Source organism: Aurantimonas sp. NFXS3 (assembly GCF_049132005.1).
GTDB lineage: Bacteria > Pseudomonadota > Alphaproteobacteria > Rhizobiales > Rhizobiaceae > Aurantimonas > Aurantimonas coralicida.
This window is the reverse complement of sequence record NZ_JAGDDZ010000002.1, coordinates 641,547-666,718: the sequence shown is the minus strand read 5'-3', so window position 1 is coordinate 666,718 and position 25,172 is coordinate 641,547. Positions and strand designations below refer to the sequence as shown.

General features: G+C 68.0%; 25 protein-coding genes and 1 tRNA gene. 14 read left to right on the top strand and 12 right to left on the bottom strand.

Features of this window, described 5'->3' with window-relative positions:
• Positions 1-34: 34 nt before the first annotated feature.
• Entirely contained in the window at positions 35-1,456 is a 1,422-nt protein-coding gene (locus tag J3367_RS08325) for an MATE family efflux transporter (RefSeq protein WP_051141542.1), read from the bottom strand.
• Positions 1,457-1,552: 96 nt separating this feature from the next.
• On the opposite strand from J3367_RS08325, the gene J3367_RS08320 reads away from it, so the two are divergent.
• Positions 1,553-2,455, top strand: a complete 903-nt coding sequence (locus J3367_RS08320) for a histone deacetylase (protein ID WP_024349672.1) — start codon at positions 1,553-1,555, stop codon at positions 2,453-2,455.
• Positions 2,456-2,573: 118 nt separating this feature from the next.
• The gene (locus tag J3367_RS08315; RefSeq protein WP_421460674.1) at positions 2,574-3,041 is read left to right on the top strand and encodes a hypothetical protein; all 468 of its coding nucleotides are present in this window, start codon (positions 2,574-2,576) and stop codon (positions 3,039-3,041) included.
• Between the two features lie 103 nt (positions 3,042-3,144).
• On the opposite strand, the gene J3367_RS08310 is transcribed toward J3367_RS08315, so the two are convergent.
• From J3367_RS08310 to J3367_RS08300, 3 genes are all read right to left on the bottom strand, one after another.
• Positions 3,145-3,414: a DUF6460 domain-containing protein gene (locus J3367_RS08310; RefSeq protein WP_024349670.1), complete on the bottom strand. Its 270-nt coding sequence runs from the start codon at positions 3,412-3,414 to the stop codon at positions 3,145-3,147.
• A gap of 114 nt (positions 3,415-3,528) precedes the next feature.
• Positions 3,529-5,205, bottom strand: coding sequence for a cisplatin damage response ATP-dependent DNA ligase (locus J3367_RS08305; protein ID WP_024349669.1), 1,677 nt, complete (start codon positions 5,203-5,205; stop codon positions 3,529-3,531).
• Positions 5,206-5,305: 100 nt separating this feature from the next.
• The gene (locus J3367_RS08300; RefSeq protein WP_024349668.1) at positions 5,306-6,109 is read right to left on the bottom strand and encodes an exonuclease domain-containing protein; all 804 of its coding nucleotides are present in this window, start codon (positions 6,107-6,109) and stop codon (positions 5,306-5,308) included.
• A 196-nt stretch (positions 6,110-6,305) separates the two neighbouring features.
• On the opposite strand from J3367_RS08300, the gene J3367_RS08295 reads away from it, so the two are divergent.
• The 3 genes from J3367_RS08295 (at position 6,306) to J3367_RS08285 (ending at position 8,880) form a co-directional block, all read left to right on the top strand.
• Entirely contained in the window at positions 6,306-7,262 is a 957-nt protein-coding gene (locus J3367_RS08295) for an NAD(P)H-dependent flavin oxidoreductase (protein ID WP_024349667.1), read from the top strand.
• A 142-nt stretch (positions 7,263-7,404) separates the two neighbouring features.
• Positions 7,405-7,480 (top strand) — tRNA-Thr (locus tag J3367_RS08290).
• Between the two features lie 233 nt (positions 7,481-7,713).
• Positions 7,714-8,880, top strand: a complete 1,167-nt coding sequence (locus J3367_RS08285; protein WP_421460672.1) for a diguanylate cyclase domain-containing protein — start codon at positions 7,714-7,716, stop codon at positions 8,878-8,880.
• Between the two features lie 138 nt (positions 8,881-9,018).
• On the opposite strand, the gene J3367_RS08280 is transcribed toward J3367_RS08285, so the two are convergent.
• The 8 genes from J3367_RS08280 to J3367_RS08245 all read right to left on the bottom strand — a co-directional run bounded on the left by J3367_RS08280 (position 9,019) and on the right by J3367_RS08245 (position 15,405).
• A complete protein-coding gene (locus J3367_RS08280) occupies positions 9,019-9,378 on the bottom strand; it encodes a DUF2934 domain-containing protein (protein ID WP_051141523.1) in 360 nt (119 codons plus the stop codon).
• A gap of 274 nt (positions 9,379-9,652) precedes the next feature.
• Positions 9,653-10,339: a phosphoglycolate phosphatase gene (gph, locus tag J3367_RS08275; RefSeq protein ID WP_051141522.1), complete on the bottom strand. Its 687-nt coding sequence runs from the start codon at positions 10,337-10,339 to the stop codon at positions 9,653-9,655.
• Entirely contained in the window at positions 10,339-10,896 is a 558-nt protein-coding gene (locus tag J3367_RS08270) for a thioredoxin family protein (RefSeq protein WP_024349622.1), read from the bottom strand. The genes gph and J3367_RS08270 overlap by 1 nt, the downstream gene beginning before the upstream one ends.
• A gap of 83 nt (positions 10,897-10,979) precedes the next feature.
• Positions 10,980-11,765 (bottom strand): SDR family NAD(P)-dependent oxidoreductase, encoded by a 786-nt coding sequence (locus J3367_RS08265; RefSeq protein ID WP_024349621.1) that lies wholly within the window; start codon positions 11,763-11,765, stop codon positions 10,980-10,982.
• Positions 11,765-12,811, bottom strand: coding sequence for a phosphotransferase (locus J3367_RS08260; RefSeq protein ID WP_024349620.1), 1,047 nt, complete (start codon positions 12,809-12,811; stop codon positions 11,765-11,767). Before J3367_RS08260 ends, J3367_RS08265 begins: the two co-directional genes overlap by 1 nt.
• A 10-nt stretch (positions 12,812-12,821) precedes the next feature.
• The gene (locus tag J3367_RS08255; RefSeq protein ID WP_024349619.1) at positions 12,822-14,024 is read right to left on the bottom strand and encodes an acetyl-CoA C-acyltransferase; all 1,203 of its coding nucleotides are present in this window, start codon (positions 14,022-14,024) and stop codon (positions 12,822-12,824) included.
• Positions 14,025-14,074: 50 nt separating this feature from the next.
• Positions 14,075-14,530 (bottom strand): MaoC family dehydratase, encoded by a 456-nt coding sequence (locus J3367_RS08250; RefSeq protein ID WP_035694700.1) that lies wholly within the window; start codon positions 14,528-14,530, stop codon positions 14,075-14,077.
• Between the two features lie 56 nt (positions 14,531-14,586).
• Positions 14,587-15,405 carry an SDR family oxidoreductase gene (locus J3367_RS08245; RefSeq protein ID WP_421460828.1) on the bottom strand — a complete coding sequence of 273 codons (819 nt, stop codon included), beginning with the start codon at positions 15,403-15,405 and terminating at the stop codon, positions 14,587-14,589.
• A 117-nt stretch (positions 15,406-15,522) separates the two neighbouring features.
• On the opposite strand from J3367_RS08245, the gene J3367_RS08240 reads away from it, so the two are divergent.
• The 9 genes from J3367_RS08240 to J3367_RS08200 all read left to right on the top strand — a co-directional run bounded on the left by J3367_RS08240 (position 15,523) and on the right by J3367_RS08200 (position 25,166).
• Positions 15,523-16,281 carry a TetR/AcrR family transcriptional regulator gene (locus J3367_RS08240; protein ID WP_024349616.1) on the top strand — a complete coding sequence of 253 codons (759 nt, stop codon included), beginning with the start codon at positions 15,523-15,525 and terminating at the stop codon, positions 16,279-16,281.
• Between the two features lie 17 nt (positions 16,282-16,298).
• Positions 16,299-17,528 carry an acyl-CoA dehydrogenase family protein gene (locus tag J3367_RS08235; protein WP_051141541.1) on the top strand — a complete coding sequence of 410 codons (1,230 nt, stop codon included), beginning with the start codon at positions 16,299-16,301 and terminating at the stop codon, positions 17,526-17,528.
• A 92-nt stretch (positions 17,529-17,620) separates the two neighbouring features.
• Positions 17,621-17,884, top strand: coding sequence for a BrnT family toxin (locus J3367_RS08230; protein ID WP_024349614.1), 264 nt, complete (start codon positions 17,621-17,623; stop codon positions 17,882-17,884).
• On the top strand, positions 17,871-18,086 hold the full coding sequence (gene brnA, locus J3367_RS08225; RefSeq protein WP_024349613.1) for a type II toxin-antitoxin system BrnA family antitoxin: 216 nt from the start codon (positions 17,871-17,873) through the stop codon (positions 18,084-18,086). Before J3367_RS08230 ends, brnA begins: the two co-directional genes overlap by 14 nt.
• An 81-nt stretch (positions 18,087-18,167) precedes the next feature.
• Positions 18,168-19,136: an NADPH:quinone oxidoreductase family protein gene (locus tag J3367_RS08220; protein WP_024349612.1), complete on the top strand. Its 969-nt coding sequence runs from the start codon at positions 18,168-18,170 to the stop codon at positions 19,134-19,136.
• 78 nt (positions 19,137-19,214) lie between these two features.
• The gene (locus J3367_RS08215; RefSeq protein ID WP_024349611.1) at positions 19,215-20,261 is read left to right on the top strand and encodes an alcohol dehydrogenase catalytic domain-containing protein; all 1,047 of its coding nucleotides are present in this window, start codon (positions 19,215-19,217) and stop codon (positions 20,259-20,261) included.
• Positions 20,262-20,417: 156 nt separating this feature from the next.
• Positions 20,418-22,193 carry an N-acetylglutaminylglutamine amidotransferase gene (locus J3367_RS08210; RefSeq protein WP_024349610.1) on the top strand — a complete coding sequence of 592 codons (1,776 nt, stop codon included), beginning with the start codon at positions 20,418-20,420 and terminating at the stop codon, positions 22,191-22,193.
• 7 nt (positions 22,194-22,200) lie between these two features.
• Positions 22,201-24,012 carry an N-acetylglutaminylglutamine synthetase gene (ngg, locus tag J3367_RS08205; protein WP_024349609.1) on the top strand — a complete coding sequence of 604 codons (1,812 nt, stop codon included), beginning with the start codon at positions 22,201-22,203 and terminating at the stop codon, positions 24,010-24,012.
• On the top strand, positions 24,012-25,166 hold the full coding sequence (locus tag J3367_RS08200; protein WP_024349608.1) for an osmoprotectant NAGGN system M42 family peptidase: 1,155 nt from the start codon (positions 24,012-24,014) through the stop codon (positions 25,164-25,166). Before ngg ends, J3367_RS08200 begins: the two co-directional genes overlap by 1 nt.
• Positions 25,167-25,172 lie beyond the last annotated feature (6 nt).

The window sequence follows — 25,172 nt, the reverse complement described above, 5'->3', positions numbered from 1 at the left end:
TTCCGTCGAACTTTCGTCTTGTCTGTGGACAACGTTACCGCACTGCAGCGCCTTCGCGTCCGCCCGGCCATGACGGCGCGGCGAAGGTCTCGGCGCGCCGCCGCGGCACCAGCGCCAGCAGGCTGAAGCCGCGAAAGCCGAGAAAGGCGAGGAGCGCCAGCCACAGGCCCGTATTGCCGTAGAACGGCGTCAGCGCGTAGGCGGCGGCCGCGAAAACGAGGAAGGCCGCGATCATCATGTTGCGCATGGTCCGCGACCATGTGGCGCCGATGAACACGCCGTCCATGATGAAGGCCAGCGCGCCGGCAACCGGCGTCAGCGCCGCGAACGGCAGATAGTCCGTGGCCATCTGCCGCACCGCCGGGTCCGTCGTCAGTCCGGCGATCAGCGCCTCGCCGGCGAAGAGGAACACCGCCGAGACCACCAGCGACACGGCCATGCCCCATAGGATGGTGAGGCGGACGGCGCGGTCGAAGGCCGGCCGGTAGCGCGCGCCGACCGAGCGCCCGACCAGTTGCTCGGTGGCCGTCGCCAGCCCGTCGAGAAAATAGCTGCCGACCGCGAAGAAGTTCATCAGGATGCCGTTGGCCGCCAGCACCAGCGTGCCGAACTGGGCGCCGAGCCGCGCGAACAGCATGAAGGCGCCGAGCAGGCAGAAGGAGCGGATCATGATGTCGCGATTGACCGCGATCATCCGCACGAAGCCGGCCCGCTCGAAGACCCGCGCACGGGACGGCCGGTCGGCGGCGCCGAAACGCCGCAAGACGACGAGGAAGCCGACAAGGGCGCCGATCGCCTCGCCGCAGACCGTGCCGACGGCAACACCGGCAATGCCGTATTCCATCACCAGGCCGAACAGGATCGACAGGGCGATGTTGGTCCCGTTGACGACGAATTGCAGCGCGAGCCCCAGCCCGCCCCGGCCGCAGCCCAGCACATGGCCGAGAATGGCGTAGTTGAGAAAGGCGAAGGGCGCCGAGAACATCCGCACGAAGACGTAGAGCCCGGTCGCGGCAACGACCCCCGGCCCCGGCGCGATGGCCAGAAGGCCGAGCCCGGTGATCAGCGGCTCGGCGGCGATCAGCCCGGCGCCGATCAGCAGCGACAGCACCACCGAGCGCCAGAACACCGCCTGCACCTCGCGGCCGTTCTCCTCGCCGGCCGCCTGCGCCGTCAGCCCGGTCGTGCCGGAGCGCAGGAAATTGAAGGTGGCGAAGGCGAAATCGAAGATCAGCGCGCCGACCGCCAGCCCGCCGAGTGCCGTCGCATCGCCGATCCGCCCGACTACCGCCGTATCGGTCAGCCCGATCAGCGGCGTGGTCAGGAAGGCCAGCGTCATCGGCAGGGTGATCTTCCAGACATCGCGATGGGTGACCGTGAAGGGGCGCGAGCGTGGCACCTGCCCGCCCGGCTCCGCGCCGCTGCCGCCGCCGCGTCTGTCGTCCTGATCGATCATCTCGTGCATGGGCGGCAGGTTGCACCGGCATCGCAGGCACGCAAGCGAAACCTTGCCGCGGTGAATCCCGGCGAGGCCGCCCTAGCTTGTCGCCGAATGCCCCTTCCGATCATCCATCACCCCGCCTTCGACGCGGATTTCGACGCCGCGCACCGGTTTCCGATGTCGAAGTTCTTGCGGCTCGCCGAAATCCTGGTGGAGGACGGGCTCGTCGCGCCCGGCGGCTACCATGAACCGGCCCCGGCGCCGCAGGACTGGCTGCGGCTGGCGCATGACCCGCTCTATGTCGACCAGGTGCTGTTTTCGGCCGTGCCGCCGGAGATGGAGAAGGCGATCGGCTTCCGGGTCGACGAGAAGGTGGCGCTGCGCTCGCGCTGCGCGACCGGCGGAACGGTGCTGACCGCCCATCTGGCGCTCGTCGAGGGGCTTGCCTGCAACACGGCCGGCGGCAGCCATCATGCGGCGCGGGACGGTGGCGCCGGCTTCTCGGTGTTCAACGACGTGGCGGTGGCGGCGTCGCTGCTCCTGGCCGACGGCGATGCCGGCCGCGTCCTGATCGTCGATTGCGACGTCCACCAAGGTGACGGCACGGCCCGTATCTTCGAGAACGAGCGGCGGGTCTTCACCCTGTCGCTGCATGGCGCGAAAAACTATCCGGTGCGCAAGGCGCAGTCCGATCTCGACGTGCCGCTGGCCGACGGCACCGGCGACGCCGACTATCTGGACGCCCTCGTGCCGGCGCTGGCCGAAGGTCTCCGCCGCTCGCTGCCCGATATCGTCTTCTACAATGCCGGCGTCGACCCGCACGAAAACGACCGGCTCGGCCGTCTGGCGCTGAGCGATGCCGGTCTAGCCCAGCGCGACCGCACGGTGATCGGAACCTGCCGCGACGCCGGCATCCCCGTCGCCTGCGTCATCGGCGGCGGCTATTCCCGCGACATCGACGCGCTGGCCCGCCGCCATTCGATCCTGCACCGGGTGGCCTGGGAGTTCGCCTGAGCGATCCGTGTCCCGCGATCACGAAAGCGCCAAGCCGATCTCTTGTCGGCACGACAGCAGGCAGGCATGATGCCAGATATTCCCTTACGGAATATCCTCCGCCCGAGGTGCCCTCGCCATGTATGGTTCAACCTTCCTGAAGTACACCGCATTCCTCTCAGCTTTGGCTCTGGTCGCGCTGACTGCGTGGTTTTTGAAGAATAAACCAGACTATTTCCCGCTGGCCCCCATCGAAACGGGCACGATCGTCGCCATCCTCGAACGGCTCGGCATCTTCGTCGTGCTGGCCTTGTTCGTGGAGCGGGCGACCGAGGTCTATGTGGCGGTGTTTCTCGAGCCCTACCAGCCCAAGGCGAACTTCGTCGGACCACTTGCGGAAACAGCGATGGACAGCGAAGCGATCAAGTTTCGCACCACGATCTTCTCGCTCATTCTGGGGCTTTTCATCGGTCTGGCCGGCGTCAGCATCCTCGGCGCCCTGCTACCGGCCAAAGCCGACATGAGCGTGATCCTGCGTCTGGCCGACATCGTGCTCGTCGGCGCCCTGTTGTCGGGCGGCGCCGAACCGATCCACCAGATCATGTAGGCGATCTCCGAGAGCGCCGCGGCGGTCAAGAAGCGCGCTAAGGCGCAGAAGGCCGCAGCGGCGGTCTGACCCCGCCCGCTCCGGATGCTTCGCGTCGAACCGCCTAGCGGCGGCCGATGGTCAGCAGGCGCGAGATGATGAAGATCGGGATGACGATGGCCGCGCCGAGCAGGAAATAGTCCAGCGCCCGGTCGAGCGAGCCGAAGATGTTGTACCAGAGCCAGTCGAACAGGCTGACGAACCAGTCGACCACGTCGGCAGGGCTCCAGGACAGCCAGGACAGGATCACGCCTACGACGATCGACAGCAGGATCAGCCGCATGATCACGCCGAGCGGCGAGCCACCGAGAAACCTGTTCACCCGTTCCGACATGTTGCACTGCTCCGCTGCGTCCCTGCCCGGCAGGTAGGCGGTCGCGCCGCGCGGCACAAGCCCGCAGCACTGGCCAGCCGGTGCACGGCCCTTCCCCGGCAGCCCTCCGGCGCCCTATTCCGGCATCGGCTCGGGCAGCATCGCCTGCAGCGTTTCCAGCCGGTCCGCCTCGAAGGCCGGCTTGTCCCATCTCAGTCGCGAGACGCGCGGGAAGCGCATGGCGACGCCGCTCTTGTGGCGGCTCGACCGGGCCAGCCCCTCGAAGGCGACTTCCAGGACGAGGCCGTGATCGGGCTCGGCCCGCACCGAGCGCACCGGACCGAAGCGCTCGATCGTGTTGTCGCGGACATATTTGTCGAGCTGCTTCAGCTCCTCGTCGGTGAAGCCGAAATAGGCCTTGCCGACCGGCACCAGTTCGGGATCGTCCATCGGCCCGGTCCAGACGCCGAACGTGTAGTCGGAATAGAAGCTCGACCGTTTGCCGTGGCCGCGCTGGGCATACATCAGCACCGCGTCGACCAGATGCGGGTCCTGCTTCCACTTGAACCACGGGCCCTTCGGCCGGCCCGGCACATAGGTGGAGTCCCAGCGCTTCAGCATCACGCCCTCGATCACCGGATGGGGCGGGCCGGCCCGCAGGCGTGCGAGTTCGTCGAAATCGGAAAAGGCCAGGAAAGGCGATACGTCGAAGCGGGTCGGCTCGAGGCCGGCGACAAAGCGGTCCAGCCGCTTGCGGCGCTCGGCAAAGGGCAGCGCCCGCAGATCCTCGTCGCCGTCCTGCAGCAGATCGTAGGTCCGCAGGAACACCGGATAGCGCTTCAGGACGGCCGCCGAGACCGTCTTGCGGTTCAGGCGTTGCTGCAAATCTGAGAAGGTGCCGACGACGATGTCGTCGCGTGGCGCCCCCTCATGCGCCTCCACCTTCGGCGTGCCGCCACTCTGGGACTGCGGCGTGGCGACCAGCAACTCGCCGTCAAGCGCGCCCTCATAGGTCATGAAGTCGAGAAGGTCGGGAAAGGCGTTGGAGATGTCGTCGCCGGTGCGCGAATACAGCCGCCGGGTGCCGTTCTCGGCCGTCGCCTGGACGCGGATGCCGTCCCATTTCCACTCGGCCGCATAGGTCTCGGGATCGATGCGGCCGTAATCCGGCTCCTCCAGCGCCTGCGACAGCATCACCGGGCGGAACGGCGAGGCCGCCGCCGAGACCGGCTTGGCGTCGCGGCCCTCCAGCCAGGCGAACAGGCTTTGATAGGGTAGTTCCAGCCCGTGCCAGAGCTCCTCGATCTCGGCAACCGGCCGGTCGCCGAATTCGGCCAGCGCCTGCTTGGCGAGGCGCGAGGAGACGCCGATGCGCATGGCGCCGGTGACGAGCTTCAGCAGCGCGTAGCGGCCCGAGGAATCCAGCCGGTCGAGCCAGGCCTCGACGAGTGCCGGGCCGTCCTTGCGGGTCGCGGCGTCCAGCGTCTCCACCACCTCCGCCAGCGTCGGCGGATCGGCCGGCCGGGCTGCGCCGTCCAGCGGCGACGGCCAGACCAGGGCTATGGTCTCGGCCAGATCGCCGACATAATCGTAGGAATAGCCGAACAGGACCTCGTCCATGCGGCTCGCCATCAATTCGCGCAGCATGGCCGGCTTGACGCTGCGCACGTCGAGATCGCCGGTGATCGCCGCCAGCGCATAGCCACGCACGGGATCGGGCACATGGCGGAAGAAATCCACCATCAGGCGCAGCTTGCCGTTGCGCGACGGGGTCAGGACCAGGCGGTCGAGGAGTTCGGCAAAGCGCTTCATGGGGTCCCGGAACGGCTGCGGATCGGCGATGCGGGGCACATAGGGCGCGGACGCCGGGCCGCATCGTCCCCCTGAGGCAGCGCACGCGCCTAGGCTCGGCTCAGACGGCGGCAGCCGGCATCTGGCGGGCGCCGCGCACGCTGCGCAGCCGCAGATGATGGCGGGCGGTGAAGACGGCGTCGGCTTCCATACCGGGTTCGCGCAGCAGCCATTCCAGATAGGCGTCCGGTACTTCGGCCAGGGCGACGCCCTTGTGGCGGCCGAAGCGCAACCGTGCCAGCAGCGCCGGTTCGTTCGAGACCCGCTCGGCCCGCTCCAGAAAATCGTCCACGTCGTGGCAGCGCGGCATCAGCGTCGCCGCGATGGTCCGCAGCAGCACCGCCGTGCAGACCGCATCGTAGAGCGCCCGGTGCGGATGCAGCCCCTCCAGCATCGGTCGCACTTCGGACAGGTCAAGCGGCACGTATTTGACAAGGCTCTGCAGGCCGTGCGCCCGCACCTGCGGAAAGGCCCGCAGCGCCAGCTTGTAGGTGCACAGCCAGCGCCCGGTCAGCCGCAGGCGCGAGCGATCGAAGCTGGCGCGCTGGGCAGCATAGAGCCCGGCCGACGCGAAGGGCCGGACCGCCTCCACGAATGGCGGCGCGCCTTCCAGCATGGCGTCGCTGATCTGGTGGACCTTGCGGGCATGCGGATTGATCGCGACGCCGGCGGGATCGCACAAGGTCTGCAGCGGGTTGCCGATCGCACCGGTTGCCAGATCCACATCGATCGAGCCGATCTCGATCACGGCGTCCTCGTCCAGCCGGTGGCCCGCCGTCTCTACGTCGATGACGCGGACGGTCGTGGGCCCGGGCTCGGCGAAGAGCGAGCGCGTAATGGGCACGGGCGGGAACAGGTCGGACATCGCCTGCCAAGATCGGTCGTCGCGGTCCGGCGCGCAAGATGGTGCGACCGCCTGTCCGGGAAAGCGGCGCCCTGCCCGACCGATGGCGCTATCGAACACGCGCCGGGCCATGGCGCGGCGGCCGATCTTTGCAGGGCCCGAGCGATCTGCTACGACCCCCTACTCTTACGTTTACGTCAAAATCATAGGTGTGATCCTGGCCCTCCCCACGCTTCTCGAAGGTCGCCTGCGGCTGCCGGTCATCGCCGCGCCGCTGTTCATCATTTCGCATCCGGCGCTGGTCATCGCCCAGGCCAAAGCCGGCATCGTCGGTGCCTTCCCGGCGCTGAACGCCCGGCCGGCGGCCCAGCTCGACGAATGGCTCTGCGAGATCGCGGAAGCGCTGGCCGCCCACGACCGCGCGCATCCCGAGCGGCCGGCCGCGCCCTTCGCCGTCAACCAGATCGTCCACCGCTCCAATACGCGGCTGGAGGAGGATCTGGCGGTCTGCGTCAAGCACAAGGTGCCGATCGTCATCACCTCGCTGGGCGCGCGGCCGGAAGTGAACGAGGCTGTGCATTCCTATGGCGGCATCGTGCTGCACGACGTGATCAACGACCGCTTCGCCCGCAAGGCGATCGAGAAGGGCGCCGACGGCCTGATCGCGGTGGCGGCCGGCGCCGGCGGCCATGCCGGCACGCTGTCGCCCTTCGCGCTGATCCAGGAAATCCGCGAATGGTTCGACGGGCCGGTGTTCCTGTCCGGGGCGATCGCCACCGGCGATGCGGTGCTCGCGGCCGAGGCCATGGGGGCCGATGGCGGCTATATCGGCTCGGCCTTCATCGCCACCGACGAGGCGCGCGCCGCCGAGGACTACAAGCAGGGCATCGCCCGCGGCCGGGCCAGCGACATCGTCTATACCGATCTCTTCACCGGCATCCACGGCAATTACCTGCGCGAATCCATCGTCGCCGCCGGCCTCGACCCGGACGCCCTGCCCGGCAGCGATCCCAGCCAGATGGATTTCGGCGGCAGCGCCAAGCCCAAGGCCTGGAAGGAGATCTGGGGCTCGGGCCAGGGCATCGGCGCGGTGCGCTCGGTGGGGCCGGCCAGCGCCCTGGTCGATCGCCTCGCGGCCGAATACGAGGCCGCCAGGCGCCGCATCTGCGGCTGACGCAGCCCGCCACACCCCACCGGCCGGCGGCGCATCGCACAATCGTGCCGCGCCGCCGTTCCATGTCGCTTTCCCGCTTGAACCCGACCGCGTTTCCCGCTATCAGGGCGCCGTCCGCGGATTTCGATCCGATCCGGACCGTGCCGCTTTAGCTCAGTTGGTAGAGCACGTCATTCGTAATGACGGGGTCGCGTGTTCGAGTCACGCAAGCGGCACCATTTCTTTCCTTCGACATCGATGATGCCTGATGTGCCGACGGTGCTGCTCGCGCCGCAGCAAGCCGCTGTCCGGCATCGGCGCCTCGGCGCTCCCACACAGCGCACCCCCTCGCGGCACCCCGCATGTCATTGATGCCGCTGTCCCGCCACGGCAATCCGCTCCCGCGCTGCAACGTCCCGTAAACGACTGTTGTGATATCGAACTGTCTTCGTCACAACGATCAGAATGGCTGATGCTGCGTCACACCGAGCCCGTCGAGGTCTACAAAGCTCTGGTCTCGGCGCTGGCCGACAATCTTCTGCCCACCGCTTCGATCGGCGTGACCTTCTTCATCATCGGGTTCTACGCCTATCTTGAAACCGGTGCGGTCGCGGCGCTCGCCATCACGGTCTTCGGGGTCGCGGCCTCGATCGGCAAGGCGCTGTTCATCCTTGTCCATCGCCGGACCATCGCCGGGCCGACGCCCGCGCCGGCTGACTTCCGCAAGGTCGAAGCCGGACACGCGATCACGAGCTGGTGCATGGCGGCGCCGATGGGCGCGCTGGGCGCGTTCCTGTTCTCGCAGCCGGACCTGTCGCTGCATATCGTGGCGACGGCGCTGCTGTTCGGCTATTGCGCCGGCGTCGCCACCCGGATCTCGGTGCGTCCGCGGATCGCGACGGGGGCGGTTCTCCTCGCGGCGGGACCGGCGATCGTGTCCGCGGCGTTCTACATCGAGGATGCGAGGCTTCTCACCGGCGCCGTGTTCCTGGTGTTCCTGATCAGCGCGCTGGAAACCATCGCGCATCTCCATCGCAGTGCCTGCCGCCTGATCACCATGCGCCTGCAGATGGCGACGTTGGCGCGGCGCGATCCGCTGACCGAACTCTTCAACCGTCTGGGCCTGCGCAAGGCGTTCGACGCACTGCCCCGGGAGGATCGCAGCCGGGTCGCCGTCCACGTCTTCGACCTCGACGGCTTCAAGGCGGTGAACGACACCTTCGGGCATGGCGTCGGGGACCGACTTCTCGAGGAGGTGGCGGGCCGCCTGCGCCGGATCGTCGGACCGGGAGACATCGTCGCCCGCATCGGCGGCGACGAGTTCGTGGTCGTCCAGCCGGGTATCGCGGATCCGGCCGCCCCGGACAGGCTCGCCCAGCGCATTCACGCCGGCCTGAGCGAAGTCTATGAGATCGATGACGGGCAGGAGATCCGCGTCGGCCTCAGCCTCGGCTACAGTATCGCATCGTCCGACACGGCGTCCCTCGACGCGCTGCTTCGCGACGCCGATGCGACCTCCTACGCGGTCAAGCGGGACGGCGGAGGGTTTCGCCCACATCGCAAGGGCTCCCGCGACACGCCGAAGACCTTGCCGACCGACGCCATGGCGGCCGGACCGCAGGCGGTCGCGACGGCCTGACGGAGCCCCGCTCACGCAGACCCATGTTCTACAGGCTTGGGGTCGCGCGATCACGGGCCGCGTCCATCTCATGGCCTGCCAGAAAGACCGCCACAGGCCTTTTCAAGTTCAACGCAGGTCATCACCCGCGCGGGACGATCAGCCCCGCGCACCGCCGCCGGCCGGCCGACCCTCGACCACGGGCACCGGGGACGGCTGGGCACGGCGCGACCAGCTGCGGGGCTTGGGGTTGGCCAGCCGCTGGCCGAACAATTCGGTGGAGAAGGGTTCCGGCGTCCACAGCGCACGGCGCAGGGCGTCGGCTTCGGCGCGCTCGGCCTCGATGCGGTTCCAGCGGGGTTCGTCCGCGGGCTCCGCCGCCGTCACCGGGTTGCGCGCGGCCATGATCCGGTTGGCCTCGGCCCAGTGCTCATGCTCGCGGCCGGTCGGGCGACCCTCGCGTTCCCAGATTTCGTAGGCCAGCCTGCGCACGGCCTCCGCGTCGTCGATCCTGACCATGTCTCGTCTCCAAACACTTTGAAACGGAACTAGGATTCGCATTCGGCGAGGCAGGAGACTGCGACGGGGAAATGACGTTAGCCGCACATTCATCCGACCTGCGACGCGGAACCTGCAACATCCGTCGAAACGTCCCGGGACCGCCGGACCCACAAAGGGTTCGACGCGCGGTCGCCGATAGAACCAAGATAGGGTCGCGAATGTCGCCGGGAAGCGCGGCCGCGCAGGATCCCTGCGCGGTCAGGCGTGCATCCCGTTTCTCGGGAGAGCGGTGTCAGGCCGGGGCGGACCGCAGGGTCGAGACGGCGGCGCCCAGCCCGTCGAGCCGGTCGATGACCGCATCCGCACCGAGATCGTCGGCGGCGATGCTCGTATAGCCGCCCCGCAGCACGACGACCGCCATGCCGGCGGCCTTGGCGGCGGCCACGTCGTTCTCGCTGTCGCCGACGAAGACGACCTGATCGACGGCAAGGCCCAGGCGCTCGCAGGCGAGGAGCAGAAGGCCCGGCTCGGGCTTCTTCGCCGGGCCGGCATCGCCGCCGGCCACCACCTGCATCAGCTCCGACAGACCGAAATGGCTGAGGATCTCGCGCGTTGCGGCCTCGGGCTTGTTGGTGACGACGCCGATCGGGATGCCGGCGTCGACCAGCGCGCGGGTCGCCTCGCTGGCGCCGGCGGTGAGTGTCGTCAGTTCGGTGGCGCGGGGCTCGTAGATCGCCAGGAAGCGCGCGACCATGCGGTCGCGCTCGGCCGGGTCGATGCTCTTGCCGAGACCCTCCCAGGCGCGCTCGATGAGCACCGGCACGCCGCGGCCGACCATGCGGGTCACCGCCTCCAGCGTGAAGGGCGGCTCGCCATAGCTTGCCAGCGTCTCGTTCAGCGCGGCGTGGATGTCGGGGGCGGAATCGACGAGGGTGCCGTCGAGATCGAAGAGGACCGCCTGCGGCCAGTTGCCGGCCATCAGGCGGTTTCCTTCCATTTGATCGAACAGCCGATGGAGGGGATCTGCTCGGCCGGCCCCTTGCCGGTCTCGGCGACCTGGCGCATGGCGTCGAAGAGGTCGCGCGCCGTGCCCTCGGGCGCGACGACCTTGCGCGAGGCATCGATGCGGCCGCGATATTGCAGGCCGAGATCGCCGTTGAAGCCGAAAAAATCGGGCGTGCAGACCGCGCCATAGGCCCGGGCGACGCTCTGGTCCTCGTCGTAGAGATACGGGAACGGGAATGCGTGCTGGCGCGCGAAATCCTGCATCCGCTCGAAGGAATCCTCCGGGAAGCGCTCGGCGTCGTTGGATGAGATCGCCACCGTGCCGATGCCCAGCTCCGCCAGTTCGGCCGCGTCGCGGACCAGCCGCTCGATCATCGCCTTCACATAGGGGCAGTGATTGCAGATGAAGGCCACCAGCAGGCCGTTCTCGCGCTTGTGGTCGAAGATGCGGTGCTGCTTGCCGTCGACGCCGGTGAGTTCGGCGTCGATCGCCTTCCAGCCGAAGTCGCAGATCGGTGGCTGTGCGGCCATGGTTCGTCCTTCTCGCTTCGGGCGCCCGCCCGAGACCTAGGGGAAACGCGCCGGAAAATCGAGCCGGACCGCCTCCCCGCGGTTCAGATCGCCGTCAGGCCGCCATCGACGGGAATGGCCGCGCCGGTCATGAAGCCGTTGGCCGGATCGGCCGCAAACAGCACGGCCGTCACCACCTCGTCGATCTCGGCAAGCCGGCGCATCGGAATGCCGCGGACGATCTTCTGCTCGGCCTCGCTCGCCTCCGTGGCCCCGGCCAGCGAACCCGGCGCGCCCAGCACCATGGCGGTGCGGGCAAAGGACGGGCAGACGGCGTTGATGCGCAGGCCGCGGCGGGCGTTCTCGGCGGCGGCGGATTTCGTCAGGCCGATCACCCCGTGCTTGGCGGCGGCATAGACCGACAGAAGCGGCGCCCCGCCGAGCCCTGCGACCGAAGCGACATTGACGATCGCCGCCTTGGTGCCGTCGCGGGCAAAGCGCGCATTCATCGCCGCGATCTGGTGCTTCATGGCGAAGAACACGCCCATCAGGTCGACGGCGATCACCCGCTCGGCCTCTTCGGCGCTGATCTCCTGCAGGCGCTTGTAGTCATGGGCAATGCCGGCATTGTTGATGGCGATGTCGAGGCCGCCGAAGTGCTCGGTCGCCAGATCCACCAGTGCGGAGGCGGTCGCTTCGCGCGAGACGTCGCCGGCCAGTGTCGCAATCTCCGTGCCAGTCAGTTCGGCGGCGAGGGCTTCCAGCGAGCCCTCGTCCCGGTCGGTGAGGACCAGCCGCGCCCCTTCGGCGGCGAGCGCCGTGGCAATCGCCCGGCCGAAACCGCCGGCTGCTCCCGAAACGAGAACCGCCCTCCCCGCAAAGCGCGCCATCAGGCTTCCTTCTCGATCAGGTCGATGGCGAGCTGCGCCAGGACCGGCACGTTGCGGCCATAGACCTTGGCCTTCTCCGGATTGGAGGCGTTGCCCTGGGTGTAGCGCTTGAAGACGCCCTGCAGGATCGCCGCGAGCCGGAAGAAGGAGAAGGCGACATAGAACGGCCAGTGGTCGATGCCGTCGATGCCGCGCCGCTCGCAATAGCGCGCCACATACTGCTCCTCGGTCGGAATGCCGAGGGCGGCCCGGTCGAGGTCGCCCAGCCCCTTGAAGGAGCCGGCATTGGGCAGGCGCCACTGCATGCACTGGTAGGAGAGATCGGCCAGCGGATGGCCGAGAGTCGACAATTCCCAGTCCAGGACCGCCAGGATCGTCGGCTCCTTCTTGGCGAAGATCATGTTGTCGAGGCGGAAATCGCCATGGACGAGGCCGGACGCGCCATCATCGGGCGGCAGGTTCTTCTCCAGCCACGCGATCAGTTCGTCCATCGCCGGGATCGGGTCGATCTTCGACTGCCGGTACTGCTCTGTCCAGCGCGAGAGCTGGCGCTCGAAATAGCTTCCCGGCCGGCCGAAATCGGCCAGACCCACCGAATCCACATCCACCGAATGCAGCGCCGCCAGCGCGGCGTTCATGGCGTCGTAGATCGCCCCGCGTTCCTCAGGAGTGGCGATTTCCGGCAGGGCCGGGTCCCAGAAGATGCGGCCGTCGCAATGTTCCATGACGAAGAAGGTCCGGCCAAGCGGCGACTGGCTCTCGCTCGCCAGATGCAGCATGCGCGGCACCGGCACGTCGCTGCCGGCGAGCGCCTGCATGACGCGGAACTCCCGGTCCACCTGGTGGGCGGATTTCAGCAGTTCGCCCGGCGGCTTGGCGCGCAGGACATAGGTGCCGCTCTCGGCATCGAGCCGCCAGGTGGGGTTCGACTGCCCCGCCTGGAACTTGACCATGCGTTCGAGCCCGTGGAAGCCCTCCACATGCTCTTCCAGATACTGGCCGAGCGCCGCTTCGTCGATCGTCCGGTCGTCGCCGTCAGTCGTCATCGTGCGCCTTTCACAGGACCTCGAAGAGGCCGGCCGCGCCCATGCCGCCGCCGACGCACATGGTCACGACGACCCAGCGCACGCCGCGCCGCTTCCCCTCGATGAGGGCGTGGCCGGCCATGCGGGCGCCGGACATGCCGTAGGGATGGCCGATCGAGATCGCGCCGCCATCGACATTGAGGATCTCGCCGGAGATACCGAGCCGGTCGCGGCAATAGATCGCCTGGGAGGCGAAGGCCTCGTTCAGCTCCCACAGGCCGATGTCGCCGATCTTCAGGCCGTTCTTTTCCAGCAATTTCGGCACCGCGAAGACCGGGCCGATGCCCATCTCGTCGGGATCGCAGCCGGCCACCGCGATGCCGGCATAGCGGCCAAGCGGCTGCAGGCCGCGGCGCTCGGCGTCGCGCGCTTCCATCAGCACCGCGGCGGAGGCGCCGTCGGAGAGCTGCGAGGCGTTGCCTGCGGTGATGAAGCGCCCTTCGGCGACCTCCTGGCCGTCCTTGAAGACCGGGTTCAGCTTCTGAAGATCGGCGAGCGTCGTCTGCGGCCGGTTGCCCTCGTCGCGGTCGATGGTGACCTCGCGGTCGGAGATCTCGCCGGTCTCGCGATCCTTGACCTTCATGGTCACGGTCATCGGCACGATCTCGTTGTCGTAGCGGCCGGCCTGCTGCGCGGCGGCCGTGCGCTGCTGCGACTGCAGCGCGAAGGCGTCCTGGTCCTCGCGCGAGATGCCATAGCGGTCGGCGACGATCTCGGCGGTCTCCAGCATCGACATGTAGAGGTCGGGCCGGTGCTCGCGCAGCCAGGGATCGGCGGCGCGGAACATGTTCATCTTGTCGTTCTGGACCAGCGACACCGATTCCAGCCCGCCGCCGACCGCCACGGTCATGTTGTCCTGGACGATCTGCTTGGCGGCGATGGCGATGCCCATCAGGCCGGAGGCGCATTGCCGGTCGACCGACATGCCGGCGACCTGGGTCGGCAGGCCGGCGCGCAGCGCGCACTGGCGGGCGATGTTGGTGCCGGTGGAGCCCTGCTGCAGGGCCGCGCCCATCACCACGTCCTCGATCTCGGCCGGATCGACGCCGGCGCGCTCGACCGCGTGGCGGATGGCATGCCCGCCCAGCGCCTGGGCCTGGGTGTCGTTGAAGGCGCCGCGATAGGCCTTGCCGATCGGCGTGCGGGCCGTCGAGACGATGACCGCTTCTCTCATGGGTTAGGTGTTCCCTCGGTTGGTGCGCGCGTATGGCGGTGGGCGTCGGCTCAGTCGGTCGGCGGTTCCAGCACCGCCAGGGTGATCCACTGCGCGGTCAGGGCCGGCTTGGTGGCGCCCTCGATCTCGATCGAGGCGTCCCAGGTGGTCTGCAGGCTGACCGCGCGCTCGGCGAGCGCGACCATCTTGAAGACGCCGCGCACCCGCGCCCCGGCCTTGACCGGATTGAGAAAGCGCACGCGATCGAAGCCGTAATTGATGCCCATCCGGGTGGTCTTCACACCGGGCAGCGCGTCATAGGCGAGCGGCGACAGCAGCGAGATGGTCAGGAAGCCATGGGCGATCGTGCCGCCGAAGGGCGTTTCGGCCTTCGCCCGCTCCGGGTCCACATGGATGAACTGATAGTCGCGCGTCGCAGCCGCAAAGCCGTCGATCATCGTCTGGTCGACGGTCATCCAGTCGGAGGTGAGCGGCGCGCCATCGAGATGGGCGCGATAGGCCTCCATCGAGACCAGGCGGGCCTTCAGGGCCGCCTCGGTCGCGGCGACCGAATCCAGTTCCATCAGTGCTCCTCGAACAGTTCGTGACCGGTCTCGACCCCGATGCCGCCGTCCAGCGGCAGGATCGCGCCCGTGGTATATGCGCCGCCGCGGCCGCAAAGGAACAGGGCCGCCCCGGCAATATCGTCCGGCGCGCCGATCCGGCCCATCGGAACGCCGCGCCCGACTGCGGCGGCCTTTTCGTCCGTGCCCGTCGCGAAGGCCGTCATCTTCGACTGGAAGGGACCCGGCGCAAAGGCGTTGACGGTGATGTGGCGCGCGGCGAATTCCTTAGCGAGGCAGCGCGTCAGATGATGCACCGCCGCCTTGGAGGCCGCATAGGAATAGACGTTCTCGGCCAGGGGCGCGGCGCCCATCACCGAGCCGAGATTGACGATCCGGGCCGGGTCCTCGGCGCTGGCGGACTTCTCCAGCAGCGGCAGCAGCCGCTGGGTCACGGTGAAGAGGCCGGCGACATTCACCCCCATGACCTTCGCCCAGGCGCTGTAGGGAAACTCTTCCAGCGGCGCGCCCCAGGAGACGCCGGCATTGTTGAACAGGATGTCGAGCCGGTCGGTGCGGGCCTGCACCGCTTCGGCCAGCGCCGCGACACCGGCCTCGCTGGACACATCGCCGGCAAAGCCCTCGACCGCGCCCGGATGGCCCTCGGCATTGATCTCGGCCGCCGTCGCCTCGCAGGCCTCGGCCTTGCGGGAGGCGATGAGAACCCGCGCGCCGCCGCCGGCCAGCGCCGTCGCGACCATCCGGCCGATGCCCGTCGCACCGCCGGTCACGAGGGCGGTCTTGCCCTCGACGGAAAACAGGCGTTCCAGCATCGGCATGGTCATCGGCGGTCCCTCCCGGTCGCTTGCGTCGGCGCCCGTCCGGCGACGGCGCGACGCGAAATCCTTCGTGCCGCAATTGACATCATACTCGCGAGTATGTCCAGTGGCGACAGGATGACGAGCGCGAGAACCACAGGCGACACTCAGGAGACCGGGGCCCGGCCGCGCCGGGCGGCGGCGCCGTCGCGCTCGCGGCGCGACCGGGACTTCGTGGCGGCGCGCGGCGGCGATGGCGATCCGGACGGCGTGCGGGCGGCGATCCTGGCCGCCGCGGCCCGGGCTTTCGGCGAAAGCGGCTATGCGGCGGCGTCCATCGACGACGTCGCCCGCCGCATGGGCGCGACCAAGGGCATCGTCTATCATTACTACCGCTCGAAGAACGATCTGTTCTTCGACGTCTGCCAGCACGGCATGGCGCTGGATTTCGCCGCCGTCACCCCGCATGCCCAGTCGCGCGACCGGGCGGTGACGCGGCTGCGGGCCATGGCCGAGGCCCACATCATGACGATGATGCACGAGGTCCATTTCCAGCTGGTGATCCTGCAGGGCGTCTCGCGGCATCTCAACAACCCGACGACGCCGGAGGACAAGGCGTCGCTCGACACGCTGATCGCCGAGCGGGACCGCTACGAGGCACTGTTCCGCGGGGTGATCGCCGAGGCGCGGACCCAGGGCGACCTGCCGGCGACGAGCGACATCTCCCTGGCGGGCAAGACATTCCTGGCGGTGATCAACTCGCCGGTCTTCTGGTATCGGGAGCGGGACGGCGAGACGGCGGACGATCGCCGGACCATCGCCCGCGACCTGGCATTCTTTGCATTGCGCGGCGCCGGTGCCGACGACAGCATTCTTGAGGAGGAATTCGACCGATGAACCAACAGAACGGCGCGATGGCGCTGGGCATGACCGAGCGGCTGAAGCCGATCCATGCGGCGGTGCGCGACATGGTGCGCAACGAGATCACGCCGGCCGGCGAGGAATTCCTCGCCGAGGTGCCGAAGGAAGGCCGCTGGGTCTATACGGCGCGCCAGAAGGAAATCCTCGAAGGGCTGAAGGCGACGGCCAAGAGCCGCAAGCTGTGGAATTTCTGGCTGACGGATTCCGAGCGCGGCTACGGCCTGTCCACCGTCGAATACGCCTATCTCGCCGAGGAGATGGGCAAGACGCATCTGGGCGCCGAGACCTTCAACTGCTCGGCCCCCGACACCGGCAACATGGAAGTCTTCGAGCGCTATTGCACGCCCGAGCAGCAGGCGCCGTGGCTGCCCCGCCTGCTCGATGGCGAGATCCGCTCGGCCTATCTGATGACCGAGCCGGATGTCGCCTCCTCCGACGCAACCAACGTGTCGATGCCCTGCGTCGCCGACGGCGACGATTACGTGCTGAACGGCGAGAAATGGTGGTCGTCCGGCGCCGGCGATCCGCGCTGCGAGATCTACATCGTCATGGTCAAGACCGGCGGCGACGAGCTGCCCAAGCACAAGCGCCATTCGATGATCCTGGTGCCGGCCGACACGCCGGGCATCGAGATCCTGCGCGCCATGACCGTCTATGGCGACGACGACGCGCCGCATGGCCACATGCATATCCGCTTCACCGACGTGCGGGTGCCGAAATCGGCAATGATCCTGGAGGAAGGCCGCGGTTTCGAAGTGGCCCAGGGCCGGCTCGGACCCGGCCGCATCCACCATTGCATGCGCGCCATCGGCCATGCCGAGGCGGCGCTGGAGATGATGTGCGCCCGGTCGCTGCGCCGCGAGGCCTTTGGCAAGCCGCTGGCCCAGCTCGGCGCCAATTACGACATCATCGCCAAGTGCCGCATGGACATCGAGATGGCACGCCTGCTCTGCCTGAAGGCGGCCTGGATGATGGACCAGGGCGACCAGCGGGCCGCCGCGCCCTGGATCAGCCAGATCAAGGTCGTCGCCCCCAACGTCGCCCTGTCGGTGATCGACGAGGCGGTGCAGATGTTCGGCGGCGAAGGCATTTCCCAGGACACGCCGCTGGCCCGCATGTGGACCCATGTCCGCACCCTGCGGCTTGCCGACGGCCCCGACGCCGTGCACCGCCGTCAGGTGGCGCGCTGGGAACTGGCCAAGCACACCCAACAGAAGGTCTAACGCCGGATCAGCGAGACCGGGGCGGTCAGGCCGCCTCGGTCAGCATGGTGGAAAGGTATGGAAATTGCGCCGTTTCCATACCAATATGACCCATGCAGTTCGAGTACGATCCGAACAAGAGCACGGCGAACAAGGCCAAGCACGGTATCGACTTCGAGGACGCTCAGCGCATCTGGGACGATCCGTGGATGATCGAGGCGCCAGCCCGCACCGATGACGAACCCCGCTTCCTGGCGATTGGCCGGATCGGCGAGAAACACTGGGCGGCCATCTATGCCGTTCGCACCGGCAGGGTCCGGCTGATTTCCGTGCGGCGGGCCAGACAACAGGAGGTCGCATTCTATGAAAGCGCATGATCTCGATGCGGCATTCGACGCCGGCGAGGATGTGAGCGACCAGATCGACTGGTCGAAGGCCCGGCGGCCCAATGTCGAAACCCGGCGCGTCAATGTCGACTTCCCCGCCTGGGTCGTGACGGGTCTCGACCAGCAGGCCCGGCGCCTCGGCGTGACCCGCCAGGCGCTGATCAAGCTGTGGATCGCCGAACGCCTGTCCTGAAACCCTGCCGGCCCCGTCTGCGCAGCCCTCGCGCAACCGCGATGCCGTGACGGCGCCGGCCGCAAGCCCTTAGGAACTTCCATGAAAGCCATCGTCTGCGAAGACTTCGGTCCGATCGAAAACCTCGTCTACAAGGATGTCGACGAACCGTCGCCCACGGGCCGGGAGGTCGTCATCGAGGCCGAGGCGGTCGGCGTGAACTATCCGGACGGCCTGCTCGTCCAGGGACTGTATCAGGCCAAGCCCGATGTGCCGTTCATCCCGGGTATGGAAAGCGCTGGCACCGTCGTCGCGGTCGGCCCCGACGTGACGCGGCTGAAGGTCGGCGACCGGGTCGTCGCCTCGATGCAGCTCGGCGCCTTTGCCGAAAGGGTCGCCGTGGACGAGGCCGCGGCCATGCCCCTGCCCGACGGGTTCGATGCCGAAATCGCCTGCGCCCTCGTCTGCGGCTACGGCACCGCCCATCACGCGCTGAAGCAGCGTGCCGACCTCAAACCCGGCGAGACGCTGCTCGTCCTCGGCGCGGCCGGCGCCACGGGCCTTGCCGCCATCCAGATCGGCAAGACCATGGGCGCGCGGGTGATCGCCGTCGCCTCGTCGGCCGAAAAGCAGGCGCTGGCCAGGGCCGAGGGTGCCGACGAGGCGATCGGCTACGAGGATCTGCGCGGCGACATCAAGCGGCTGACAGACGGCGCCGGCGTCGATGTCGCCTTCGACCCCGTCGGCGGCGAGGCCTTCGACGCGCTGGCCCGGTCGATGGCCTGGAACGGCCGGTTACTGGTCATTGGCTTTGCCTCCGGCACCATCCCGAAACTCCCGGTCAATCTTGCCCTGGTGAAGGGCTACAGCCTCGTCGGCGTGTTCTGGGGCTCCTTCACCCGCAAGGAGCCGGAGGTCTTCGCCGACAATATGCGCGAGCTGATGGGCTGGGCCGTCAACGGCAGCGTCCGCCCGCATGTCTCGGAACGGGCGAAGCTCGCCGATGCCGCCGATGTCCTGCGCCGCATGCACGACCGCCAGACCACCGGCAAGATCGTCCTCGTTCCGTAAGATGCAGCCTCCGCCGGGCCGAAACCGACGGCCCGGTCACGCGTTCGCACACGAGACATCCCGTTTCCGGAGACATCCATGTCCGCCATTCCCGATACGATGCAGGCGCTCGTCCTCAAATATGACGGCTATTCCGGCACCGCCGAAGGCCCGACCATCGAGGACCTGAAGGACTGGGTCTCGCTGGAGGAGATCGCCGTGCCGAAGCCGGAAGGCCGGCAGGCGCTGGTCCGCATCGGCCTTGCCAACATCAACCCGTCCGATCTCCACTACATCAAGGGCGAATACGGACAGCCGCGGCGCAAGGGTGTCGCCGCCGGCTTCGAGGCGATGGGCGAGGTCGTGGCGGCCGGCGAGGACCCGGCGGCGGCCAAGCTGGTCGGCCAGCGTGTCGCCGTCTCGGTGGCGCGCACCGGGACCGGCGCCTGGGCGCAATATGCCCTCACCGATGCCGGTGCGGTCGTGCCGCTGGCCCCGCAGATGCGCGACGAGGATGCCGCGGCGCTGATCGTCAATCCGCTCAGCGCCTGGGCCATGGTGCATCTGGCCAAGGAGCACGGTGCGAATTCCTTCGTGATGACCGCCGGCGCCAGCCAGCTTTGCAAGCTGATGGCCTCGCTTGCCCGCGACCTGGGCATGCACGCCATCGCGGTCGTGCGACGCGAGGAGCATCGCAGCACGCTGGAAGGCCTCGGCGCGGGCACGGTGCTCAACACCGCCCGGGAGGATTTCGAGGACATGCTCCTGCAGGCGATGAAGCAGAACCAGCCGAAGATGCTGCTGGACGCCGTGGCGGACAATCACTCGGCAACGATCTTCTCGGCCATGCCGGCCGGGTCGCACTGGGTGATCTACGGCAAGCTCTCGCAGGAGGCGCCCCGCCTGCCGGCGCTGGGCCAGATGGTCTTCATGAAGAAGGTCATCGAGGGCTTCTGGCTGACCGAATGGCTCGGCCGCGCGACGCCCGAGCAGCGCGTCGAAGCCTTCACCGAAGTGCAGAAACGCTTCATCAGCGGTGCCTGGAAGACCGATGTCGCCGAGACCATTCCGCTCGCCGAGGCGCCGGACCGGCTCGCCGGGGCTCTCGAAGGCATGAACCGCGGCAAGGTCTTCCTGCGGCCCTGAGGGCGGCCTGCCGCGGCGCGATCTCGCTGCACCGCGGCAAAAACTCGGCCGCTTCGGTTCATGTCCGGCCGGCGCGGCCTATATGCCCGTTTCACCCGAGCGTCCGGCCGCATCGCAGGCGGGCGCCACGACGACGAGACAGGCTCTGGAGGCGACATGTGCGGAATTTGCGGTGAGATCCGGTTTGACGGAAATTCGGCGTCGCCGGAACGCATTTCCAGAATGTCCGCCTGCCTCGAGCGCCGCGGCCCCGACGGCTCCGGCCAGGTGGTGCGCGGTCGGGTCGGCCTCGGCCACCGCCGGCTGAAGATCATCGATCTGAGCGAGAAGGCCGAGCAGCCGATGGTCGACCCCGATCTCGGCCTGACCATCGCCTTCAACGGCTGCATCTACAATTATCCGGAACTGCGCCAGGAGCTGGAGGGCAAGGGCTACCGCTTCTTCTCCCATGGCGACACCGAGGTGATCCTGAAGGCGTACCACGCCTGGGGCCGCGACTGCGTCAAGCGCTTCCACGGCATGTTCGCCTTCGTCCTGCACGAGCGCGAGACCGGCCGGGTGCTGCTCGCCCGCGACCGCTTCGGCATCAAGCCGCTCTATCTCTCGCAGAACGACAAGCGCCTCTATGTCGGCTCGTCGCTGCAGGCGATCCTGCGCACCGGCGACGTCGACACCTCGATCGACCGCGAGGCGCTGCACCACTACATGACGTTTCACGCGGTGGTGCCGCCGCCGCTGACCATCGTCAAGGGCGTGCGCAAGCTGCCGCCGGCGACGACGCGGCTGATCGAGGCCGACGGCAGCTACAGCGACGAGATGTTCTGGGCGCCGAACTTCGCACCCCTGCCGGGCGACGAGAAGCTGTCCTCCAACGACTGGCGCGACCTCGTCATGGAGTCGCTGAAGACCGCCGTCGCGCGCCGCATGGTCGCCGACGTGCCGGTCGGCGTGCTGCTGTCGGGCGGCGTCGATTCCTCGCTGATCGTCGGGCTCCTCGCCGAGGCCGGCCAGAAGGACCTCAACACCTTCTCGATCGGCTTCGAGGACGCCAATGGCGAAGTCGGCAACGAGTTCGAGTTCTCCGACCTGATCGCCAATCACTACGGCACCGAGCACCACAAGATCTTCGTGCCGGGCTCGGAGCTGATGGAGCATCTGCCCGGCACCATCGCCGCGATGTCGGAGCCGATGGTCTCCTACGACAATGTTGGCTTCTACCTCCTGTCGCGCGAGGTCTCCAAGCACATCAAGGTGGTCCAGTCGGGCCAGGGCGCCGACGAGATCTTCGGCGGCTATCACTGGTACCCGCCGATGGTCGGCGCCAAGGATCCGCTGGCCGCCTACAGCCGCGCCTTCTTCGACCGCTCCGACGAGACGCTGCGCCGGCAAATCTCGCCGGAATGGCACGCCGAGAGCGACGTCAGCCGCGAATTCGTCGAGCGCCATTTCGCCATGGCCGGCGCCACCAACCCGGTCGACAAGGCGCTGCGGGTCGACGCCCACATCATGCTGGTGGACGATCCGGTCAAGCGCGTCGACAACATGACCATGGCCTGGGGCCTGGAGGCGCGGGTGCCGTTCCTCGACCACGAGCTGGTCGAGCTGGCCGCGCGCGTGCCGGCCGAGGAGAAGCTCAAGCAGGAGGGCAAGGGCGTCCTCAAGGAAGTCGCCCGGCAGGTCGTCCCGTCCGAGGTGATCGACCGCAAGAAGGGCTATTTCCCGGTCCCGCAGCTCAAATACATCTCCGGCCCCTATCTCGACATGGTGCAGGACACGCTGCGCTCCGACAGCGCCCGTTCGCGCGGCCTGTTCCGCGACGACTATCTCGACACGCTGTTCGCCAATCCGGCGGACCACATCACGCCGCTGCGCGGCTCGGAACTCTGGCAGGTCGCGCTTCTGGAAATGTGGCTTCAGCAGCAGGAGCTGTGATCGCGCCATGGCCGACATGAGAGACAAGCAGCAGCACGGGGTCGACAAGCACCGCCTGCGGCGGATGCATCGCGACGGCATGAAACCGCCGATCAACCAGCCGGGCGGTGCCGCCTACCAGGCGCAGGAAAACGCCATTCTCGATTGCGGCTGGGGCCGGCTGGTCTTCGGCCAGACCTTCGACGATCCCAAGGAACTGGTCAGCAGCCTGCGCGAGGAAGGCACGGCGCGGCGCGACATCGCCTTCTATGTGCGCGATCCCCATGTCCTGCTCAGCCACGCGCCGCAGGAGATCTTTCTCGACCCGTCCCACACCTACCGGCTGGATCTCGCGACCTATCGCAGCGATCCGCGCCGGCCGCGCGGCTATTTCATCCGCCGCATGTCGTCGGAACAGGATGCCAACGAGGTCAACCGCATCTACCAGAGCCGCGGCATGGTGCAGGTGCATCCCGGCTTCTTCTGGTCGAACCGCGACAACCGGGCGCTGACCTATTTCGTTGCAGAGGACGAGACCACCGGCGCGATCATCGGCACCGTCACCGGCGTCCACAATCGCCGCGCGTTCAACGACCCGGAGAACGGCTCCTCGCTCTGGTGCCTGGCCGTCGATCCGCAGGCCACCCAGCCCGGCATCGGCGAAGCGCTGGTGCGGCGCCTCGCCGAGCATTTCCAGGCGCGCGAATGCGCCTTCATGGATCTGTCGGTGATGCACGACAACGACAAGGCGATCGCCCTCTACGACAAGCTCGGCTTCTACCGGGTCCCGTATTTCGCCGTGAAGCGCAAGAACGAGATCAACGAGAAGCTGTTCACCGGCACCGACGACGATTACGACCATCTCAATCCCTACGCCCGGATCATCGTCGACGAGGCCCGGCGGCGCGGCATCCATGCCGAGGTCACCGACGCGCCGGGCGGCTTCTTCCGCCTGACCCAGGGCGGTCGCACGATCCATTGCCGCGAGAGCCTGTCGGAGCTCACCTCCGCCATCGCCATGTCGATCTGCGACGACAAGTCGGTCACCCGGCGCACCGTCGAGGCGGCCGGCGTCAAGGTGCCCGAACAGATGGACGCGGATGTCGGCGACGAGGCCATCGCCGCCTTCATCGAGACCCATAGCAGCATCGTGGTGAAGCCGGCGCGCGGCGAACAGGGCCGTGGCATCGCCGTCGGCATCGACAATCTGGAGGACGCGAAGACCGCCATAGCGGCGGCCCGCCAGCAATCCGACCGGGTGCTGCTGGAGGCCTGCTTCAACGGCGAGGATCTGCGGCTCATCGTCATCGACTACCGGCTGGTGGCCGCCGCGCTGCGCCGGCCGCCGCACATCACCGGCGACGGCCGCTCCAGCGTGCGCGAGCTGATCGAGCATCTGTCGCGACGCCGCGCGGCCGCCACCGGCGGCGAAAGCCGCATTCCCGACGACGCCGAGACGGCGCGCTGCGTGAAGAATGCCGGCTACGACATGGATTCCGTCCTGCCCAAGGGCGAATGGATCGCCGTGCGCAAGACGGCCAATCTGCACACTGGCGGGACCATCCACGACGTCACCGGCGAGGTGCATCCGACGCTGGTCCAGGCGGCCATCGCGGCGGCCCGCGCGATCGAGATCCCGGTGACCGGCATCGACCTGATGGTCAAGGATCCGCGCCGCCCCGACTACGTCTTCATCGAGGCCAATGAGCGGCCGGGTCTGGCCAATCACGAGCCGCAGCCGACGGCCGAGCGTTTCATCGACCTCTTGTTTCCCCTGTCGATACCGTTTTCAGTGCGCGCAGCCAGGAATCAGCAGCAGAAATCACGGAAGGACGAATAGTGCCGCGGCTTGCCATCGATGCCCAGTATCTGACGGACCAGCTCAAGGCGCTGCTCACCATCCCCAGTCCGACCGGTTACACGGACACCATCGTGCGCCATGTCGCCAAGGAGCTGGAGCGCCTCGGCCTGACCGCCGAGCTGACCCGCCGCGGCGCCATCTCGGCCGTCCGCCAGGGCTCGCGCCGGGCCTCGGCCCGCGCCATCGTCAGCCATCTCGACACGCTCGGCGCCCAGGTGAAGCAGCTCAAGGACAATGGCCGGCTGGAACTGGTGCCGATCGGCATGTGGTCGGCGCGCTTTGCCGAAGGCGCCCGCGCGACGCTGTTCACAGAGGCCGGCACCTATCGCGGCACCATCCTGCCGCTGAAGGCCTCGGGCCATACCTACAACATGGAAATCGACACCATGCCGGTGGGCTGGGACTATGTCGAAATGCGCGTCGACGCGCTGTCGCGCAATCGCGAGGAGCTCGACAAGCTGAAGATCGAGATCGGCGACACGGTCGCCATCGATCCGCAGCCCGAATTCATGGAAAACGGCTTCATCGTCTCCCGCCATCTCGACAACAAGGCCGGCGTCGCGGTGATGCTGGCGGCGATCGAGGCGATGGAGCGCGAGGGCGTGTCGACGCCGGTGGACATCCACTGGCTGTTCACCATCGCCGAGGAGGTGGGCGTCGGCGCCGCCTCGATCCTCACCCCCGACGTCGCCTCGATGATCGCCGTCGACAACGGCACCTCGGCGCCCGGCCAGAACTCGTCGGAATTCGGCGTGACCATCGGCATGTCCGACCAGTCCGGCCCGTTCGACTTCCATCTGACCAAGAAGCTGGTGCGGCTCTGCATCGACGAGGACATCAGCTACCAGAAGGACATCTTCAAGTTCTACCGCTCGGATTCGGCCTCGGCGATCGAGGCCGGCCACGACGTGCGCACCGCCCTCATCACCTTCGGCGTCGATGCCTCGCACGGCTACGAGCGCATCCACATGCACGCGCTGCGCTCGCTGTCGGAGCTGATCACCGCCTATGCCACCTCGCCGGTGGAGATCGAGCGCGACCGCAATCAGCATGCCGGCATCAAGGGCTTCACCCGCCAGCCGGCGATCGAGGCGGAACAGGAACTGGCCGAGGATTCCGAACCGGCGGAATGACCCGGG

Bases quoted from the DNA above. Each gene is read 5' to 3' on its own strand.
- J3367_RS08325 (WP_051141542.1), bottom strand. From the start codon at position 1,456: ATGATCGATCAGGACGACAGACGCGGCGGCGGCAGCGGCGCGGAGCCG.
- J3367_RS08320 (WP_024349672.1), top strand. From the start codon at position 1,553: ATGCCCCTTCCGATCATCCATCACCCCGCCTTCGACGCGGATTTCGAC.
- J3367_RS08315 (WP_421460674.1), top strand. From the start codon at position 2,574: ATGTATGGTTCAACCTTCCTGAAGTACACCGCATTCCTCTCAGCTTTG.
- J3367_RS08310 (WP_024349670.1), bottom strand. From the start codon at position 3,414: ATGTCGGAACGGGTGAACAGGTTTCTCGGTGGCTCGCCGCTCGGCGTG.
- J3367_RS08305 (WP_024349669.1), bottom strand. From the start codon at position 5,205: ATGAAGCGCTTTGCCGAACTCCTCGACCGCCTGGTCCTGACCCCGTCG.
- J3367_RS08300 (WP_024349668.1), bottom strand. From the start codon at position 6,109: ATGTCCGACCTGTTCCCGCCCGTGCCCATTACGCGCTCGCTCTTCGCC.
- J3367_RS08285 (WP_421460672.1), top strand. From the start codon at position 7,714: ATGCTGCGTCACACCGAGCCCGTCGAGGTCTACAAAGCTCTGGTCTCG.
- J3367_RS08280 (WP_051141523.1), bottom strand. From the start codon at position 9,378: ATGGTCAGGATCGACGACGCGGAGGCCGTGCGCAGGCTGGCCTACGAA.
- gph (WP_051141522.1), bottom strand. From the start codon at position 10,339: ATGGCCGGCAACTGGCCGCAGGCGGTCCTCTTCGATCTCGACGGCACC.
- J3367_RS08270 (WP_024349622.1), bottom strand. From the start codon at position 10,896: ATGGCCGCACAGCCACCGATCTGCGACTTCGGCTGGAAGGCGATCGAC.
- J3367_RS08265 (WP_024349621.1), bottom strand. From the start codon at position 11,765: ATGGCGCGCTTTGCGGGGAGGGCGGTTCTCGTTTCGGGAGCAGCCGGC.
- J3367_RS08260 (WP_024349620.1), bottom strand. From the start codon at position 12,811: ATGACGACTGACGGCGACGACCGGACGATCGACGAAGCGGCGCTCGGC.
- J3367_RS08255 (WP_024349619.1), bottom strand. From the start codon at position 14,024: ATGAGAGAAGCGGTCATCGTCTCGACGGCCCGCACGCCGATCGGCAAG.
- J3367_RS08250 (WP_035694700.1), bottom strand. From the start codon at position 14,530: ATGGAGGCCTATCGCGCCCATCTCGATGGCGCGCCGCTCACCTCCGAC.
- J3367_RS08245 (WP_421460828.1), bottom strand. From the start codon at position 15,405: ATGCCGATGCTGGAACGCCTGTTTTCCGTCGAGGGCAAGACCGCCCTC.
- J3367_RS08240 (WP_024349616.1), top strand. From the start codon at position 15,523: ATGACGAGCGCGAGAACCACAGGCGACACTCAGGAGACCGGGGCCCGG.
- J3367_RS08235 (WP_051141541.1), top strand. From the start codon at position 16,299: ATGGCGCTGGGCATGACCGAGCGGCTGAAGCCGATCCATGCGGCGGTG.
- J3367_RS08230 (WP_024349614.1), top strand. From the start codon at position 17,621: ATGCAGTTCGAGTACGATCCGAACAAGAGCACGGCGAACAAGGCCAAG.
- brnA (WP_024349613.1), top strand. From the start codon at position 17,871: ATGAAAGCGCATGATCTCGATGCGGCATTCGACGCCGGCGAGGATGTG.
- J3367_RS08220 (WP_024349612.1), top strand. From the start codon at position 18,168: ATGAAAGCCATCGTCTGCGAAGACTTCGGTCCGATCGAAAACCTCGTC.
- J3367_RS08215 (WP_024349611.1), top strand. From the start codon at position 19,215: ATGTCCGCCATTCCCGATACGATGCAGGCGCTCGTCCTCAAATATGAC.
- J3367_RS08210 (WP_024349610.1), top strand. From the start codon at position 20,418: ATGTGCGGAATTTGCGGTGAGATCCGGTTTGACGGAAATTCGGCGTCG.
- ngg (WP_024349609.1), top strand. From the start codon at position 22,201: ATGGCCGACATGAGAGACAAGCAGCAGCACGGGGTCGACAAGCACCGC.